Origin of the sequence: Cobetia sp. 29-18-1, from assembly GCF_029846405.1 — a bacterium.
Taxonomy (GTDB): domain Bacteria; phylum Pseudomonadota; class Gammaproteobacteria; order Pseudomonadales; family Halomonadaceae; genus Cobetia; species Cobetia amphilecti.
Genome location: NZ_JARWKS010000006.1, coordinates 118,798 through 134,872, shown reverse-complemented (window position 1 = coordinate 134,872; position 16,075 = coordinate 118,798). Strand labels below are relative to the sequence as shown.

Sequence of the window (16,075 nt, the reverse complement as noted above, 5' to 3'; positions counted from 1 at the left end):
GGTCATGCCCGTGATCAGTCAGGACGAGGTTCGGCGAGACCAATGACAGTCAGACGCTTCCGGCCGGTGGTGTCTTTCTGTTATTGACTCGCAACCGGCCTGGAACATCCTGACTCATGCCTCTGCTACCGACATTTCTGCTTGCCTTCTCCATGTCCTGCGACGCCTTTGCTGCCGCCCTGTGCAAGGGAGCCGCCATACGCCGTCCCTCTCTGAAAGACGCCCTGCGCATCGGCCTCATCTTCGGGGTCATCGAAGCCATCACGCCCGTGATCGGCTGGCTGATCGGTCGCTCACTGGCCGTCCATGTCGAACAGTGGGACCACTGGATCGCCTTCGCCCTGCTGCTGCTGCTCGGTCTGCACATGATTCATGAGGGGCTCTCCAAGGACGAGGAAGACGAGGACTGCACCACACCTCAGTCGTTGCCCCGTCTGATGCTGACCGGCCTTTCCACCAGTATCGATGCCATGGCCGTGGGTGCCGGGCTTGCCTTTGCGGGCGTGAACATCGTCACCACTGCGCTGGCGATCGGTACCGCCACCTTCGTGATGGCCACCGCCGGCGTGATGCTGGGCGGTGTGCTGGGCAAGATGGTCGGCAAGCGCGCGGAAATCATCGGTGGCCTGGTGCTGATCGGCATCGGCACGACCATTCTGCTGGATCACACCGGCTACCTGGGTTGATCCGCTGCTGAAAAGCACCCCGAACGGCCCCGTGGTGGCCCCTGGCGATGTACGCACCCTCGCGTTGCGCCAAGGGCCCCCTTGAAAACCCTGACAATGGCGTCATTCAAGGGGGACACATGGCGTATTCTGTCGCTGGTCATTCAAGGCGCTTCATATCCAGGCACGTGATATTGATGACACGTGGTATCAAAGACACGTGATATCCGCCGCCTGATCAGCGATGACATGAAAGCCAACGCCGTGATCTTCCAAAGGGAGCCAGATTGCATGTATACACGCAAGCTTCATCCAGGCAGTGAATTCCCGGCCATCCAGGTCAAACGCAGCGACGGTGAGGCACTGACCCTCGGCAAGCCCCAGGGCGAGCATGACTGGCAGCTGGTCGTGGTCTATCGCGGCAAGCATTGCCCGATCTGCACCAAGTTTCTCAACAAGCTGGAGAGCTATCGCGAGCGCTTCAGCGCCCAGGGCGTCGATCTGGTCGCCGTGTCTGCCGATGATGAGCAGCAGCTCACGCAGCATCGCGAGTCGCTGGAGGTCAACTTCCCGCTCGCGTATGGGCTGACCCTCGAACAGATGCAATCGCTGGGACTGTTCATCTCGACGCCGCGCAGCGAAAAGGAAACCGATCACGACTTCCCGGAGCCTGCCTTCTTCATCGTCAATGGCGAAGGCAAGATCCAGATTCAGGAGATCGCCAACGCGCCCTTCGTGCGCCCTGATCTGGATACTCTCGTCGGTGGCATCGAGTTCATCCGCAAGCCGGATAACGACTACCCGATTCGCGGCACCCGCGATTACGACTGAATCCTTCAGGGTTCACGCCGTCACACAGACGCCCCGCAGCCTCGTGCTGCGGGGCGTCTGTATATCTGGGCCTGTTGCTTGCCACCTGGCCTTCACCTCGCCCGCTTTGCGCTTTTGGTCTCTTTTCATGACGCCGCTGATAGGTGCTGAAAACAGGCCACGAAAAAACCACGAAAAAAATATGATCCCGTGACATCCAGACGAGAAAGGCCAGCGTTATGAACAGTGCAAGGGAGACAACGACACACCTGCAACCGCTAGCTGAACCTTATCTGTCTACGGAGTCGTCAAGATGAAAACAATCGCCTGTATCTCTGGTATTTTCGCTGCCCTCGCATTGAGCCCGCTGGCTCAAGCCATGGAGGTTCCCGAGAGCGTCACGGTGCCAAAAGGCAACGAAGTCGCCATGGAAACCGTCGGTGTCGGCAAGATCAAATGGGCCTGCGAAGCCAAGGACGATGGCACCATGGGCTGGGTCTTCAAGGGTCCGGATGCCGCCCTGAATGATGCCGATGGCAAGCAGGTCGGCAAATACTATGGTCCGCCCGCCACCTGGGAATCCATGGATGGCTCCAAGATCACCGGCACACAGCTGGCGGTTGAGCCCAACGGCAAGGGCAATATTCCGCTGCAGCTGGTCGAAGCCAACCCGGCCGAAGGTGAAGGGCATATGCAGGGCGTCACCTATGTTCAGCGCCTCAATACCCAGGGCGGTGCCGCACCTGACATGGCCTGTGATGATGCTCACAAGGACAAGGTCGAAATCGTGATGTACCAGGCCGATTATCTGTTCTACAAGGCCATGTAATCTCAAGCCTTGAATAGAATGGATTCACCACTCGATGTCGTGTGACAAAGCGCATTGACACAGGGAAGGTGCGATCATGAAAAGCCCCGACATGCATAGGCATGTCGGGGCTTTGTCGTCATCAATCCCGGCGGGGAAATGACGACTCAGCATGAAATTGAACAAGCAAAATCCGGTGATCATGCAGGCGATAACAGCGACGCTAAAAGAGGTGATCAGGGAGGCCATCACGAAGACGGTCAAGCCTCCCATTTCGGTGCCAAAGCCGTGAGATCATTCCCCCGGCCTGTGGACCGATCTCTGATCCAGCGAGCTGCCGTCAGACCAGCGCCAGCATCGTATAGGGCGCTTCACAGGAGTGGCGCTCATCGCGTTCATCCACGCTACCCAGCTCATGATTGCGATCATTGTCATAGACCACGAAGAGCCGTTCGCGATCCAGTACCGCAAGCCCTTCCGCCTTGTGCTCGAACTCCAGCACGCGACCATCCTCATGCGTCACCAGCGTCGGGGGTTTGCCTGCGTGGAAGTCGGCCAGCGACAGCACCCACAGATAGCCCCCGATCACCTCTTCACTGCCCTGCTCGGTCTCGAAGCTGGTCACCAGATAGAGACGTGCGTGATAGGGATCATATTCCAGGCTCGAAAGACCACACTCGTGATTCACGCCCTCATACTCGGCTGGATCAAAGGCATAGACGTCGTGAAGGTCCTCGATGAACTCGATATTGTCGCTGTCGGTCATGGCATAGCGCGCCCCGATGACGCGACGCACGTACGCGAAGTCATCATGCGAGTTGCCTTGTTCGCGCACCCCGAACAGGATCAGCCCATCGCCCTTGTCACTCGGCACGACCGCCAGGCCTTCGATCTTGTAGTACGGCTGGCCAATGGCCGCTTCCAGCTTCTGACGGAATTCCAGTGAGCCCTCGACCCCGTCACGCGGGTCCGGGTCGACCACCTGCACCTTGTCCGGCTCGCCCAGCGGCCAGATCAACAGGTGGTTGTAGGCATTCAGGGCATGACTCTCGCTGTCGATGCGATCAAACCCGGTGGTCGCCAACATGTGACGGCCATCGGTGGTCAGCGCGAAGTCTTCATATTTGACCGCCTGACGGATCAGCGGCGTGGTCAGATACTCGAGCTGACTGTCATCCGGCCCTTGCGAATCCAGTGGCAAGGAAAAGACCGCCGAGCGCCCCTCGCCCGGAATCGGCTTGTCACTCGCCATCAACAGACGCTCGCCGTCATAGGCCACGGCGGAAATCTCCGCGTTCACCAGCTTGCCAGCCTCATCCTTCAAGCCGGCCGGAAAACAATGGATCGTGCCCTGTTGCGTGATACGTACCTTCGCCATGCATGGCTCCTTGAAATGAAACGTCATGACATTGGGACAGGCCATGCAGGATTGAGTTCGGGACAATGCATGCCGCCCTGTCTCAGGCAGGCCAATAACAGGGGCATACCCAGAGACTGGGACAGAAGCAGAAAAGCGTCTGCCTGGTACCACAGCGCCCCGCGAGACTCCATCAGTCAGGAGTATCGCGGGGCGCTGTATGCATCAAGCCACAAACGTCAGGACGCTGGCTTACGTACAGGCTAGCGTGTGCGGCTCACACTTCCCTGGCCGGCGCCGCCAGCACCGTCTCGTGATTGCCACCTCCAGCGGCCTGCTGTGCGTGAGTGCCCTGCTTGCGAGCGCTGCGCGCACGCCAGGTGATGGAGATGGCCAGCACCACCAGCATCGCCCAGGGGTAAGGCGTGAAGAAGGACGCCATGGCACTCGGCGCCGCGACGCCCGCCTCGGCGGCACTGGCAGCGATCACCTGCTGCCAGACGGCCACCGCGATATGCCAGGGCAGCAGGAAGAAGACCGTGCAGACGGCGCAATCCATCAGGTTGGCACTGCGCTCTGGCGCGATACCGAACTTCTCGGCCAGCTTGCGCACCAGGCCCGGCCCGACCAGCAGCAGCGCTGGTGCATTGGCAGACAATGGAATGGAGGCCGCCACTGTCACGGCGACAATGCCGGTCTCGGCACCGGTGCGTGTCTTGATGAGACTCTCGTTGGCCTTGTCGAGCAGACGACGCATCAGACCGGCATCCAGAATCACCTGTGTCAGCGCCAGTACCATCAGGGCGAACAGCACGGCGCCGGTCACCGAGGCGATGCCATTCTCGATCAAGCCGGTGCTTTCACCGCGCTGTGCCGGCAGCGCAAAGATATCGCCCAGACTGATGGCGCCGATCGCGAGAGCGCAGAGCATGGCAACCAGATTGCCGAAGAACATCGCTTCGATGATATGGCGACGCTTGAGGGCCAAGCCGACCACCACGGCCAGAGGCAACAGCATGACCAGGCCGAGCGCATTGCCTGATGCCAGCGCAGGCACCTCGGCCAGCGCTGTCTCGCTGCCACCGGCCACCAGGAAGATCACCACGCAGATGGCAGCTGCGGACAGTGCCAGCGGCAGACGCGTGCGAATGACATCCGCGACCTGCGCCCCCTGGGTGAAGGACGACACGATGGTGGTATCCGAGACTGGCGACAGGTTGTCACCGAAGGCTGCCCCCGAGAGCAGCGCCACCGCCAGCATCGTCGGGTCCGCGCCCAGCATCACGCCGGCCGGATACAACACGGGGCCAAGGCCGATGACAGTGCCCACGCTGGTGCCCGTACCCAGCGAGAACACCATGCAGATGGCGAAGGCGAGCACCACGAAGACACCACCGGTGGCACCCATCGAGGCACCAATCCATTGCAGCCCATCGATGAGCCCACCTGCCATCATCAGCTTGCCGAAGACCCCGGCGAGCAGCCATAGGGCAATGATGGCGGTCGCGGTGTGGTTGCCCATGCCACGCAGCAGGCTCTCGCAGTAGGCCGAGCGGTCACGACACAGAAAGAGCCCGACCCCCATCGCCAGCCAGGCGCAGGCCCAGAAAGGCTGGGTGCCTGCACGCTCGAATACCGAGAGGTAGATCAGCCCCGCCACCAGCACCATCAGCGGCACCAGAGCACCCACCACACCACCCCGAAACACCAGTTCCTTCGTGTCCTGTTGCTGCATATTCCTGTCCCTCACACGCGAGTCTTGTTATTGGAGTCATCCTTGCCTGGCGGGCCTGCACATGACGGCCCAGGCCCCCACCAGACAGCCACAGGCTATGCGAGCCACTGGCGTGACGACCAATGCCAAAATCAGTGGCAAGCGATTACTTTTTCACATGACCAAGCAATCTCTCTGCCAAACATTAGAAAATCAGGTATTTCACATACTAAAGCGCTAACAAGCCAGTGATCTGTCAGGGTGCTGCCGCATCAATCAGCGTTGCTGCAAGGCAGTGTTGGTGAGAGACAGCTTTGGAGAGAGACCGTCCTGGCGAGTGGTATCAGCTGCGAAAGCTCGCTGAGCTGGGGCCTTGAGGCAGAACGCGGTTCGACACTCGCCCCTGCACAGGCTTGCAGGGGCGCATGCGGACAAGTGAAACGCCGGGAGGATGATCGTGGGTGAAGGCAGGACTGACGCCAGCGCCGCGCGCGCAAGCGTGTGATCGGCAAGTGCGCGATAAAGGGGCACGCATTGATCTTCTGCACCGATCTCCTCTGCACCGACCTTCTGCACCAATCCTCTGCACCATCTTCATGAACCGAAGAGTCAGCGCAGGAGCCCGGGCGAGTGGCAGTTCACACCATGCCGGGCGATCAGTGCAGCACATTGCGAATGAAGCGCAGCATCCCGGTGCCCGTGTTGTGGTAGCGGTAGGCCTGATCACTGGGATAGACATGGAAATCCCCGGCGTGAATGACGATTTCCTCACGTTCCAGTGTAAGGGTCAGCTCGCCTTGCGTGACCACCAGCATCTCGTGCCAGCCGGCATCATCGGGCGCGGAGTCATAGTGCTCGCCGGGGGCGAGGGTCCAGTCCCATAACTCGACTTCCTGGGTCGCCGGTTTGCTGGCCAGCAGCACGGCGCGGCTTTCGGGCGCCTGCCCGACCCACGCCACCTCATTGATGCGTGCCGAATCTTCGCTTTCCGGGGGCTGCACCAGCGCGTAGAAGAGCACCCCAAGCGCCTCGGCGAGCTTGTCGAGCGTGCCCAGGCTGACATTGACGTCGCCCTTCTCGATGTTCACCAGCATGCGGCGGCTGATCTCGGCCTGATCCGCGAGTGCCTGCTGGCTCAGCTCGGCGGCCAGACGCAGACGGCGAACATTGGCCGCGACATGGACCAGAACATCGGGTCGATCTTTACTGTTGTGCAATATAGTGCGCATCCGTACAATCCCGCTGACGATGAGGGAAGCCGACGTCCAACTGGCCTCAAGCTCCCTTCCCTTGCTACCTCAATGTCCCTGAATCATGCCGCATGTGTTCTTGACTGACCATGCCCGTCATCCACTGGATCGCTCAAGGAGACTTCAATGTCCGTTGCCGTCGCCGCCTCCTCTTCTCGTCTGTGGCCCGTCGCCATACTGCTGGTCGCCATGTGCTCGATCCAGAGCGGTGCTTCGCTGGCCACGTCCCTGTTCCCGATGATCGGCGCGGCGGGCGCGACGGCGATTCGTCTGATCATCGCCTCGATTCTGCTGCTGGCCATTCTGCGCCCGTGGCGCAAGCCGGTGACGCGCAAGGCCTGGAAGTCCATCACCATCTACGGCGTGGCGCTGGGCGTGATGAACCTGCTGTTCTACCAGGCCCTCAAGACGGTACCGCTGGGCATCGCCGTGGCACTGGAATTCACCGGCCCGCTGGCCGTGGCACTGCTGAGCTCGCGCCGCTGGATCGACCTTGGCTGGGTGGCGCTGGCGATCACCGGGCTGGTCCTGCTGCTGTTGCTGGGTGAGGACACCGCCGCGCCGATCGACCCCGTCGGTGCCGCCTTCGCCCTCGGCGCTGGCCTCTGCTGGGCGCTGTATATCCTGTTCGGCCAGAAGGCCGGCGCAGGCAATGGCACCCAGAGCGCGGCGCTGGGCATCACGATCGCGGCGGTGGTCGTCGCGCCCGTCGGGCTGATGGAGGCCGGCAGCGCCATGTTTTCCGTGGATATCCTGCCGTTGGCACTGGCCGTCGCGGTGCTCTCGACCGCGCTGCCCTACACCCTCGAGATGGTGGCCTTGCCGCGCCTGCCGACCCACACCTTCGGCACCCTGATGAGTCTGGAACCCGCCATCGGGGCGCTCTCCGGCCTGTTGTTCCTCGGTCAGACGCTGGGCATCTTCCAGTGGCTCGCCATCGGTCTGGTCATCGCCGCCTCGGTGGGCACGACGCTGACCGGTCGCAGCAAGGAAGTCTTCGATGGGCCGGTGCCGGATTGAGGATGGCGCTGCCGCCCGCAGTTGAGCCGTGCAGACATACCGTTCAGGTGCCCCTTGTCAGGAAGAACGGGACGGTGAATCAAGACGCAGCGTGGGATATCGTGTCTTCCTCTATCACGCTTTTCGAGACAGGAGACCGCCAGATGACATCGCCACGTTCCGCGTCTTCCCCACCCTCCGCTGCGCGCTCCACCGCCCAGATGGTGGTGTGGTTCGGGCTGAGCTTCCTCACTGCCGCCATCGGCGCGCTGGCCTCGGTTGACGCCAAGACCTTCTATGCAAGCCTCACCCAACCGGCCTGGGCCCCGCCGGCGGGTGCCTTCGGGCCGGTGTGGACGGCGCTGTTCGTGATGATGGCGCTCGCCGCCTGGCGTGTCGCGCGCGATGGCTTGCATGCCAGCAATGGCTTCTATTGGCGCCATCGTCTGGCGCTCGGGCTGTTCGTGGTGCAGCTGGTCGTCAACGGCCTGTGGAGCTGGCTGTTCTTCGCCTGGCATCTCGGTCAGGCGGCGTTCATCGACGTGCTGGTGCTGTGGACGCTGATCGCCGTCACCCTGATCGCCTTCTGGCGTATCAGTCGCCTGGCCGGGCTGTTGATGCTGCCCTATCTGGCGTGGGTAACGCTGGCCAGTGCGCTGACCTGGTCCGTCTGGCAAGCCAATCCGGCCCTGCTGGGCGGCTGAACCATCAGCGATCGACCTGACGACCGATGAGCGGCCAGCACTCGGGCCCCGACGCCAGAACATCCCTCGCGGACACCAAACGACAACGCCCGGCCGACACTCGCATGAGTCTCGGCCGGGCGTTGTCGTATCAAGCGTCGTCTTTCTGGTGCAATTCTTGCTGGTGCGATGATGCCTTGCGGTCCTCTGGCGCCGCCGTGCGGGCCTGGTGAGCGATCAGATTTCCTGACACGCCTTCAAGCGACCTTCCTCTACTACCAGCACGCGATCCGCGACCTTGCGCAGCAGTGCCGCATCATGACTGACCAGCACCAGCGCCGTGCCCTGCTCGCGCACCATCTTCACCATGCAGGCGATCACCTCCTGCTGAACCAGCGGATCAAGACGTGAGGTCGGCTCATCGGCGAACACGAAGCGCGGCTTGATCAGCATCAGACGCAACAGCGCGAAACGCTGCAGCTCGCCACCCGAGACCTGTCCAGGCAGTCGCGAGAGCAATTCCGGCGCCAGGCTCAGTTGCTCCATCAGCTGCGGCAGCTGGCTGTCGTCGAGACGATGGCGTGCGCTGAGATCCTTCAACAGGCGCCCCAGTGTCCGGCGTGGCGGGAAGGTCGCCACGGGGTCCTGATAGAGCTTCTGATACTCCAGGCGTTCGGCATGCTGGACCACGCGTCCTGAATGCGGTGGCAACAGGCCGAGCAGCGCATCGCCCAGCGATGACTTGCCACAGCCTGAAGCGCCCTGGACGCCGATGATCTCACCGCTCTTCACACTGAGTTCCACGTCACGCAGCAATGTGGTGTCCCCGCGCGCGATGGTCAGATTCTCGGCGCGGATGATGGTCTCGCCTGCCGCCTTGCCATCACCGCTCGCACTGTCGGCTGCCGGCTTGAAGGCGGCCTCCGGCCAGGCCTGCGGCGCGGCATTCACCAGCCGTCGGGTATAGGCATGTGTCGGCGCGGCCAGCACGTCACGCGTCGCGCCCTGCTCGATCACCTGCCCCCTGCGTACCACCATCAGGCGGCCACCGATCTGGTGTGCCAGCGCCATGTCATGGGTGATGACCATCAAGCCGGCACGCGGTGTCTCGGCCAGTGACTTGAGCAGCAGCTCGCCGATCTCGCTGACGCGGGCGGCGTCCAGCCCCTTGGTCGGCTCGTCGGCGATCAACAGCGGCGCGCCGCCGGCACGGGCAGCGGCAAAGGCCACACGTTGCGCCATGCCACCGGACAGCTTGCCCAGCAACTGCTCGCTGGCCGCGGCGACACCCAGCTGCTCCAGATCGCTGCGTGCGGCCGCGTGGGAGGCCTGCGCCGAACGCCCCGCGACCAGACGATATGCCTCACCGACCTGACGAATCACCTTCATCAGCGGGTCCAGCGCCAGCCAGGGCTCCTGGGGCAATACCGCCAGGCGGCGACCCCAGAGCGGGCGACGATTCTCTGGCGTATGCAGAGGATATTGCTCACCGTCAAGCCACAGGCTGCCGGAGGCCACAAGCTCCGAGGGCAGCGTGCCCAGCAGTGCCTGAGCCAGCAGACTCTTGCCGGACCCCGTCTCACCGATCACCACCAGCGGCTCTCCCGCCTTGAGCGCAAGCGAGACAGGCTCCAGCAGCATCGTCTGCGCGCCCCGGACCCGCACGCTCACATCCTCGGCACTCAGCACCACATCATCCGCCGTTGCCCCAGGCCGCGTGTGAGAGGCAGGCGTAGTCATTGTCGCGACATTCATGGGCGCGCTCCTTCGAGGGTGTCAGCGGCGGTTGACGTTCTGGCCTTGCTGCCGGACATCAGCAACAGCCCCAGCAACAGCAGGAAGGTGACCAGCACCGGCGTCAGCAGCGCGAACGGCGCTTCACGCCAGTATGGCAACAGCTCGACCATCATCGTGCCCAGCTCCGGCGTGGGCTCCGGAATGCCGACGTGCACGAAGCCCAGCGCGGCAATCGCCATCAAGGCATTGGCCATGCCGAAGGCCATCGCCGTCATCATCACGGGCGCCATTTCCGGCCACAGGTGATGACGAAAACGGTACCAGGCCCCGAAGCCCAGCAGACGGCTGGCCTCGACGCCGGGACTCGCCAGCACGCTGCGACCGGTAGCGCGAGCCAGGCGGAAGAATTCCACCCACAACACCAGCGACAGACCCAACCACAATGCCAGCGGCGTCGACGGCAGAATGACGCTGACCATCAGCACCAGCAGCAGCCCCGGCAATGCCAGCAGGCTGTCTGCCACCAGGCTCAACAGGCGCTCGGCCCAGCCACCGCGTCCCGCGGCCAGCAGGCCCAGCGAGATACCCGAAAACGCGGCCAGAATCACCGCCCCCGCGGCAATGGAAAGCGACAGCCCAAGCGCCGCCACCAGGCGGTGATACAGGGAGCGCCCAAGGTGGTCATAGCCCAGCGGGGCGCTGGTGATCACCTCGCCGGCGTCAGAGACACCGACGGCATCCGCGCCCTGCAGCGCACGATAGAGATGCTGCTCCAGCGGGTCTCCCGGTATCACCAGATTGCCCAGCAAGGCCAACAGCACCAGACTGGCGACCATCGCGGCCCCGATCACCCGGCGCAACGGCCAGTCAAGACGGGGACGACGCACGGCTTCCACGCGCTGCGGCGCAAGCCCTTCCACCACCTGATTCATTTCACACCCCGTGGGTCCAGTTGGCGACCCAGCAGATCGACCAGCAGATTGATCAAGACAAAGCCGACGCCCAGCACCAGGGCGGTGCCCTGCACCATCGGCACATCGCGCGAGAAGATGGCGTGCACCAGCGCATGGCCGATGCCCGGCCAGCCGAAGATGCTCTCGATCACCACCACCCCTTCCACCAGGGTCACGAACTGCAGTCCCAGATAGGTCACCAGCGGCAAGGCCACATGGCGCAGGCCGTGACGCCAGAAGGTCTGGGCGTTGCTGAGGCCCTTCCAGCGCGCGAAATCATGAAAGGCCGTCTGGGTGACGGCGGCCATGGCATCACGTGCCAGGCGTGCCGATACCGCTGCCAGCCCGAGCGCCAGCGTCATCGCCGGCAGAATGAAGTGCTGCGGCTCACCGTGACCGGCGGCCGGCAGCAGGCCCATCTCCACCGAGATCAGCAGGATCAGCACCAGCGCCAGCAGGAACTGCGGCGTGGCACGCAGCAGACTGCAGACGGCCAGCAGGCTACGGTCCAGCCAGCCACCGGCACGCAGACCGGCCAGCAGCCCCAGCGGCGGGCCGATCAGCAGCGAGATGCCCAGCGCCGCGCCGGCGAGCGACAGGGAGTTGCCCAGCTGATGACGAATCTCCACCCACACCGATTCACCGGAAATCAGCGAGGTGCCAAGCTCCAGGCGCAGGATATCGCCCAGCCAGTAAAGGAAGTGCAAGCCGCCCTGTGCCTCGAGGCCCAGTTCGGCGCGTACCGAGGCCGCAGCGGCCGCATCCAGCGCATCATAGCCATAGCGGCCGGCCGCGATGCGCCAGGCGGCATCGCCGGGCAGACTCTGCATCATCAGATAGCTGGCGCCGCCAACCATCAGCACCACCATCAATAGCTGCAACAGACGTGAAGGGAGATTCATTGTGCCCACCGCAATTCTGAAAGGCCGAAACTTCGCTCCCAGGGATCTACCTGAGCGCTTTGCAGTCGATTGGAGATCGCCAGGTTCTGGTAGTACCAGGCGATGGGGATCACGGGCAGCGCCCGCTGGATCACGCCGCTGGCCTGAGCGCGCGGGTCCTGCCCTGCGGGCGTGGGCCCGTAGCCCTCGCGCGCCATGCGCTCAAGCTCGGCGGTGAAGTCCGCATCGAACCAGCCCATCGCGCCCCAGTCGCCACCGGGGGCCTCGGGGGTTCCCGCGTAATCGCTCAGCACGTTGCCGATGGGGTCCGGCACCATGGCCAGATTGCGCGCGAACAGCGCCATGTCGAGACTGCCGTCGTGGTGGCCGGCCGGAATCGCCGAGAAGTTGGTGATATCCAGACGCGTCTGGATGCCGATGGCGTGGAACTGGCGCTCCAGCACCGTGGCGACCAGCGGCAGCTCCGGGCGGTCCGAGAAGGTGATCAGGCTGATCGCGAGACGCTGGCCATCCTTGTGGCGGATGCCATCCTCCGCGACCTTCCAACCTGCGGCGTCCAGCAATGCACGCGCCTTGGCGACATCCTGATGCAGCTCGGGCAGTGCGGGGTCATGCCAGCCTTCCACCATCGGCGGGAACAGCTGGCTGGCGCCACGCGGATAGCGCAGCACGACCTGAGCGATGGCGGTGCGATCGATCGCCAGACTCAATGCACGCCGTACAGCGGGGTCCTGGAAGGCCGGATGATTGGCGTTGACCTTCAACAGCATCGTGCGCGGCGTCGCGGCCGCCGCTAGAGTCACACGCGGTGACTGGGAGAGACGCTGGCGACTGGCGGGGTCCAGCCCGTAGGTGAAGTCGGCATCTCCGCTCTCGGCGATCAATGCCCTGCCCTCGGCGCGGCTCACCGCCTGATAGCGCGCCTGGCGCACCTCGGGCTGCGGGCCCCAGTAGTCCTCGAAGGCGGTGACTTCCAGGCTCAAGGGCGGCGTCATGCGCAGCATGCGATAGGGGCCAGTGCCGATGACCTGCTGGGCGGTGCCCGTCTCATCGAAGGCTGCCGGCGCGAGTATCTGCTGGCGATAATCGGCCAGATAGGCGGGCAATGCGGCGAAGGGCTCGCTGAGGGCAATCACCAGCGTCTGGGCATCTTCGGCGACGATCCGCTCGACCGGCACCGACTTCAACAGACCCGGCTTGGCACGTGCGATCTCGAGCACCTGACGCGCCACCTCGGCATCCAGCTGGCTGCCATCATGGAATTGCACGCCGGAGCGGAGCGTGAAGCGCCACTCCAGGCCGTCATCCGAGACCTCCCAATCGCTCGCCAATCCCGGCTGCAGCTCTCCCGTGGCATCCACCTCGACCAGTGTCTCGACGATCTGCATGCGCTGGAAAAGAATGCCGCTGAGCAGCGGGTCCGCCCCCTTGATGTCGAAGGGCCCCACGATCTCCAGACGCCGTGTGTCAGCCGCCGACGCTTGCGCCGCTGAGGCATCTTGCGCATGGCTGGGCTGCACCACGGCCAGGCTCAGCGCGACGCTGGCGACGGCCAGCTGCCTGCGATCGTGAAGGAAGGTTCGGTATTGCCACCGAAGCCTTGAGAGCAATTTGACCATCGATATCGCGAGTCCCGAGCAAGAGCATGGATGCCGACGCGCAACCGGCGCCGACGAACAAAAAACGCAATGTTATAGTGTAACTATTACATTTTGGCAACTCTCGACTCACCTTCTACGACTGGGCAACGCTGGACAGGCACTTGAGAGGCACTTGTGAGGTGCTTGAGAGGTGCTTGAGAGACACTTGAGAGATGCGGGACAAGTACTGGACAGGCATTCACTTGTCAGCGGCAACCCAACATCCGATGATAGATGGCAAACTACATTAGTATGCGCTAACCGACTGGTCCGCTATTCTGGACGAATGGTCATCAGTCCGCGCATCTGTGCCCCTACCCTCAACAATAAGCGACAGGATCATGGATGATCTCAGCATTACCCCTATCAGCGATTCGGCTTGCAGCAGCTATCTGAGCGCCGCGGCTCGGCGACTGTGCTGCGGCAACATGCTCGCGACCTACAAACGGCATGGCATGAGCTGGGACGAGGAGCTGTTCAGCGAGCGCTGGCGGGACAACGAGAACTACGCGATACGTATCAATGGCGAGTGGGTCGGCTTCATCAGCCTCAAGGCCCTGCCGGATATCCTGTATCTGCGCGACCTGCAACTGGTGCCACATTGGCAAGGCCGTGGTGTCGGCTCCGCCTGCCTGAACTGGTTGATCCAGCTGGCAACGCAGCAGGAGTACGGCCAGTCGCTGATGAAAGACCGAGCCTCCGAGCTCTCCCCGGGCGCTCAGCCCTGTCCGCGCGCGCTGCGCCTGAGAGTCTTCTCCGACAGCCCGGCATTGGCGCTCTACCAGCGCCACGGCTTCACCCTGGTCAATGAGCAGTGCACCCCGACGCGCAGTGGCAGCATCATGGCACTGGAAAGACCCCTCGCCTTCCAGACAGCGCCGACGCTCGCCCCGCGGGGTGATCACGCGCCCCTGCCCCTGTCGGGCAATGCCTCTCTCGACACGATCATCGGCGACCTTACCGAGGAAGACGCCTTGACGATCACCGCCAAGCGCAAGCGACAGTCCCCTCCGGCCGCGCGGAATATCGCGCATCATTAGGCGATTTCCCGTGCGCGATTTCCGCCAGATACGACAATGCCCGGTCCTATGACCGGGCATTGTCGTTCAGGGCTCATTCACCATCATGGGGTGAGATTTTACTGCGCTGATGGCTGATGGGCTCCTCCTCAGCGGGCGAGGAAGTCCAGGATATAGCGCACGGTATCCTGCGGCTTTTCATCCGTCACCCAGTGACCGGCATCCTTCACCCAGATCAGCTCGGCACCCGGAATGGCGTCTGTCAGCATCGGGGCGTAATCCGGCTTCTGGAAGTTGTCCTTGTCGCCCCACAGCACCAGAGTCTTGATCTCGATATTCTTGAGCTCACCGGCGATGGCCTGGGTGTATTCCTTGTTGAGACGACGCATGTTGCGGAAGAAAGCCGCCTTGCCTTGCTCGCTGTTCCACTGGGACACATAGCGCTCGACCATTTCTTCGGTCGCGACGGCCGGATCATGCACACCACTGGGCATGAAGCCGCGCATGGTGCTGATGAATTCCTCGACGCTGGTCGCTTCCTCGACGCCCGGCTCCAGCAGCTGCTTGAACTCCGGAATCGGCCAGGAATCGAAGCATACGCTGTCGATCAGTACCTGACGGCGAACACGCTCGGGATGATTGACGGCCATCAGCTGACCGATACCCCCGCCGATATCATGCGAGACGACATCCGCGCTCGCCACACCCAGTGAATCCATCAGCTTGATGAAGATGCGTGTCTGGGCATTGATGGAAACGTCAGCATCCACCGGCATGTCCGACTCGCCATAGTTGAGCATGTCCGGGGCGATGACACGATAATGCCTGGCCAATTCCGGCATCACATCACGCCACATCAGCTTGTTGGTCGGAATGCCGTGAATCAACAACAGCGGCTGACCTTCACCCATTTCCTTGTAGGCAATGCGGTGACCTTCGATCATCGCATAACGGGTTTCCAGGGCTTCCATTGTCACGTTGTCGTGGCTCATTGCTGACCTCTTCGCTTGATGAATACTCAATCACGGCCTGGCGAAACAGTGCTATATCGCGGTGTTGCCGTGAACGTGGGACCACTTTACGGATTCCTGAGCGATCACTCAAGCACGATTTTGATTGATTGCTCAAAATACGCTTTAATGGCCCCATCAAATTCAAGGGAAACGCCCATGGCCCGTGTCATCAACCGCAGTCTGCTCGATCTTCGCCGCCTGACCATCAACCTGGTGACCTACCCGGAAGGCCACAGCGTGATGCGCCACAACGACCCGATGGGCAGCGGCAGCTACTACAAGCTCAATATCGTGCTCAAGAAGCCCCGCCAGGGCGGTGTCTTCGAGACCGATGGCAGCCTCTTTCGCCTTGCGGACCGCGTGGTGCTGTTTCGCCCCGACCTTCACGAACACAGCGTCAGCCGCATCGAGCGCGGCAAACGCGTACTGCTGAGCATCGCCTTGCACGCGCCCTGGCGCTGACCCGCAATGGGACTGCGCAAAAGAACCTGACCCAAAAGCGGATAATGAGCCAGATAGCGGGTA

Annotated in this window: 15 protein-coding genes; 7 read left to right on the top strand and 8 right to left on the bottom strand. The window is 62.7% G+C overall.

Annotated elements, in window-relative coordinates:
• The first annotated feature begins 116 nt into the window (after positions 1-116).
• From QD208_RS06715 to QD208_RS06705, 3 genes are all read left to right on the top strand, one after another.
• The gene (locus QD208_RS06715) at positions 117-686 is read left to right on the top strand and encodes a manganese efflux pump MntP family protein (protein ID WP_225347988.1); all 570 of its coding nucleotides are present in this window, start codon (positions 117-119) and stop codon (positions 684-686) included.
• A gap of 270 nt (positions 687-956) precedes the next feature.
• Entirely contained in the window at positions 957-1,496 is a 540-nt protein-coding gene (locus QD208_RS06710) for a redoxin domain-containing protein (RefSeq protein ID WP_248378679.1), read from the top strand.
• Positions 1,497-1,788: 292 nt separating this feature from the next.
• On the top strand, positions 1,789-2,304 hold the full coding sequence (locus tag QD208_RS06705) for a DUF3455 domain-containing protein (protein ID WP_279836280.1): 516 nt from the start codon (positions 1,789-1,791) through the stop codon (positions 2,302-2,304).
• Between the two features lie 319 nt (positions 2,305-2,623).
• On the opposite strand, the gene QD208_RS06700 is transcribed toward QD208_RS06705, so the two are convergent.
• The 3 genes from QD208_RS06700 to QD208_RS06690 form a co-directional block, all read right to left on the bottom strand.
• Entirely contained in the window at positions 2,624-3,661 is a 1,038-nt protein-coding gene (locus QD208_RS06700) for a hypothetical protein (protein WP_279836279.1), read from the bottom strand.
• A gap of 256 nt (positions 3,662-3,917) precedes the next feature.
• Positions 3,918-5,375 (bottom strand): Na+/H+ antiporter NhaC family protein, encoded by a 1,458-nt coding sequence (locus QD208_RS06695; RefSeq protein ID WP_225347984.1) that lies wholly within the window; start codon positions 5,373-5,375, stop codon positions 3,918-3,920.
• A gap of 635 nt (positions 5,376-6,010) precedes the next feature.
• Positions 6,011-6,583 carry an XRE family transcriptional regulator gene (locus QD208_RS06690; RefSeq protein ID WP_215824525.1) on the bottom strand — a complete coding sequence of 191 codons (573 nt, stop codon included), beginning with the start codon at positions 6,581-6,583 and terminating at the stop codon, positions 6,011-6,013.
• Between the two features lie 147 nt (positions 6,584-6,730).
• Here QD208_RS06690 and rhtA point away from each other — a divergent pair, with 147 nt between their 5' ends.
• Together rhtA and QD208_RS06680 are read left to right on the top strand one after the other, a co-directional pair.
• Positions 6,731-7,624 (top strand): threonine/homoserine exporter RhtA, encoded by an 894-nt coding sequence (gene rhtA / locus QD208_RS06685; RefSeq protein ID WP_225347983.1) that lies wholly within the window; start codon positions 6,731-6,733, stop codon positions 7,622-7,624.
• Positions 7,625-7,767: 143 nt separating this feature from the next.
• A complete protein-coding gene (locus tag QD208_RS06680; protein ID WP_225347982.1) occupies positions 7,768-8,307 on the top strand; it encodes a TspO/MBR family protein in 540 nt (179 codons plus the stop codon).
• Between the two features lie 216 nt (positions 8,308-8,523).
• Here the strand turns inward: QD208_RS06680 and QD208_RS06675 are convergent, their stop codons facing one another.
• The 4 genes from QD208_RS06675 to QD208_RS06660 are packed head-to-tail and all read right to left on the bottom strand — an operon-like array spanning position 8,524 to position 13,497.
• The gene (locus QD208_RS06675) at positions 8,524-10,041 is read right to left on the bottom strand and encodes an ATP-binding cassette domain-containing protein (protein ID WP_279836273.1); all 1,518 of its coding nucleotides are present in this window, start codon (positions 10,039-10,041) and stop codon (positions 8,524-8,526) included.
• Positions 10,038-10,955 (bottom strand): ABC transporter permease subunit, encoded by a 918-nt coding sequence (locus QD208_RS06670; protein WP_197738734.1) that lies wholly within the window; start codon positions 10,953-10,955, stop codon positions 10,038-10,040. The genes QD208_RS06675 and QD208_RS06670 overlap by 4 nt, the downstream gene beginning before the upstream one ends.
• The gene (locus QD208_RS06665) at positions 10,952-11,878 is read right to left on the bottom strand and encodes an ABC transporter permease (RefSeq protein ID WP_054556011.1); all 927 of its coding nucleotides are present in this window, start codon (positions 11,876-11,878) and stop codon (positions 10,952-10,954) included. The genes QD208_RS06670 and QD208_RS06665 overlap by 4 nt, the downstream gene beginning before the upstream one ends.
• Entirely contained in the window at positions 11,875-13,497 is a 1,623-nt protein-coding gene (locus QD208_RS06660) for an ABC transporter substrate-binding protein (RefSeq protein WP_279836270.1), read from the bottom strand. The genes QD208_RS06665 and QD208_RS06660 overlap by 4 nt, the downstream gene beginning before the upstream one ends.
• A gap of 362 nt (positions 13,498-13,859) precedes the next feature.
• On the opposite strand from QD208_RS06660, the gene QD208_RS06655 reads away from it, so the two are divergent.
• On the top strand, positions 13,860-14,558 hold the full coding sequence (locus QD208_RS06655; protein ID WP_279836267.1) for a GNAT family N-acetyltransferase: 699 nt from the start codon (positions 13,860-13,862) through the stop codon (positions 14,556-14,558).
• A 128-nt stretch (positions 14,559-14,686) separates the two neighbouring features.
• Here QD208_RS06655 and QD208_RS06650 read toward each other — a convergent pair whose 3' ends face one another.
• Positions 14,687-15,529 carry an alpha/beta hydrolase gene (locus tag QD208_RS06650; RefSeq protein ID WP_225347979.1) on the bottom strand — a complete coding sequence of 281 codons (843 nt, stop codon included), beginning with the start codon at positions 15,527-15,529 and terminating at the stop codon, positions 14,687-14,689.
• A gap of 177 nt (positions 15,530-15,706) precedes the next feature.
• On the opposite strand from QD208_RS06650, the gene QD208_RS06645 reads away from it, so the two are divergent.
• Complete coding sequence (locus QD208_RS06645) at positions 15,707-16,012, top strand: hypothetical protein (protein WP_084208808.1); 306 nt, start codon at positions 15,707-15,709, stop codon at positions 16,010-16,012.
• Positions 16,013-16,075: the final 63 nt, after the last annotated feature.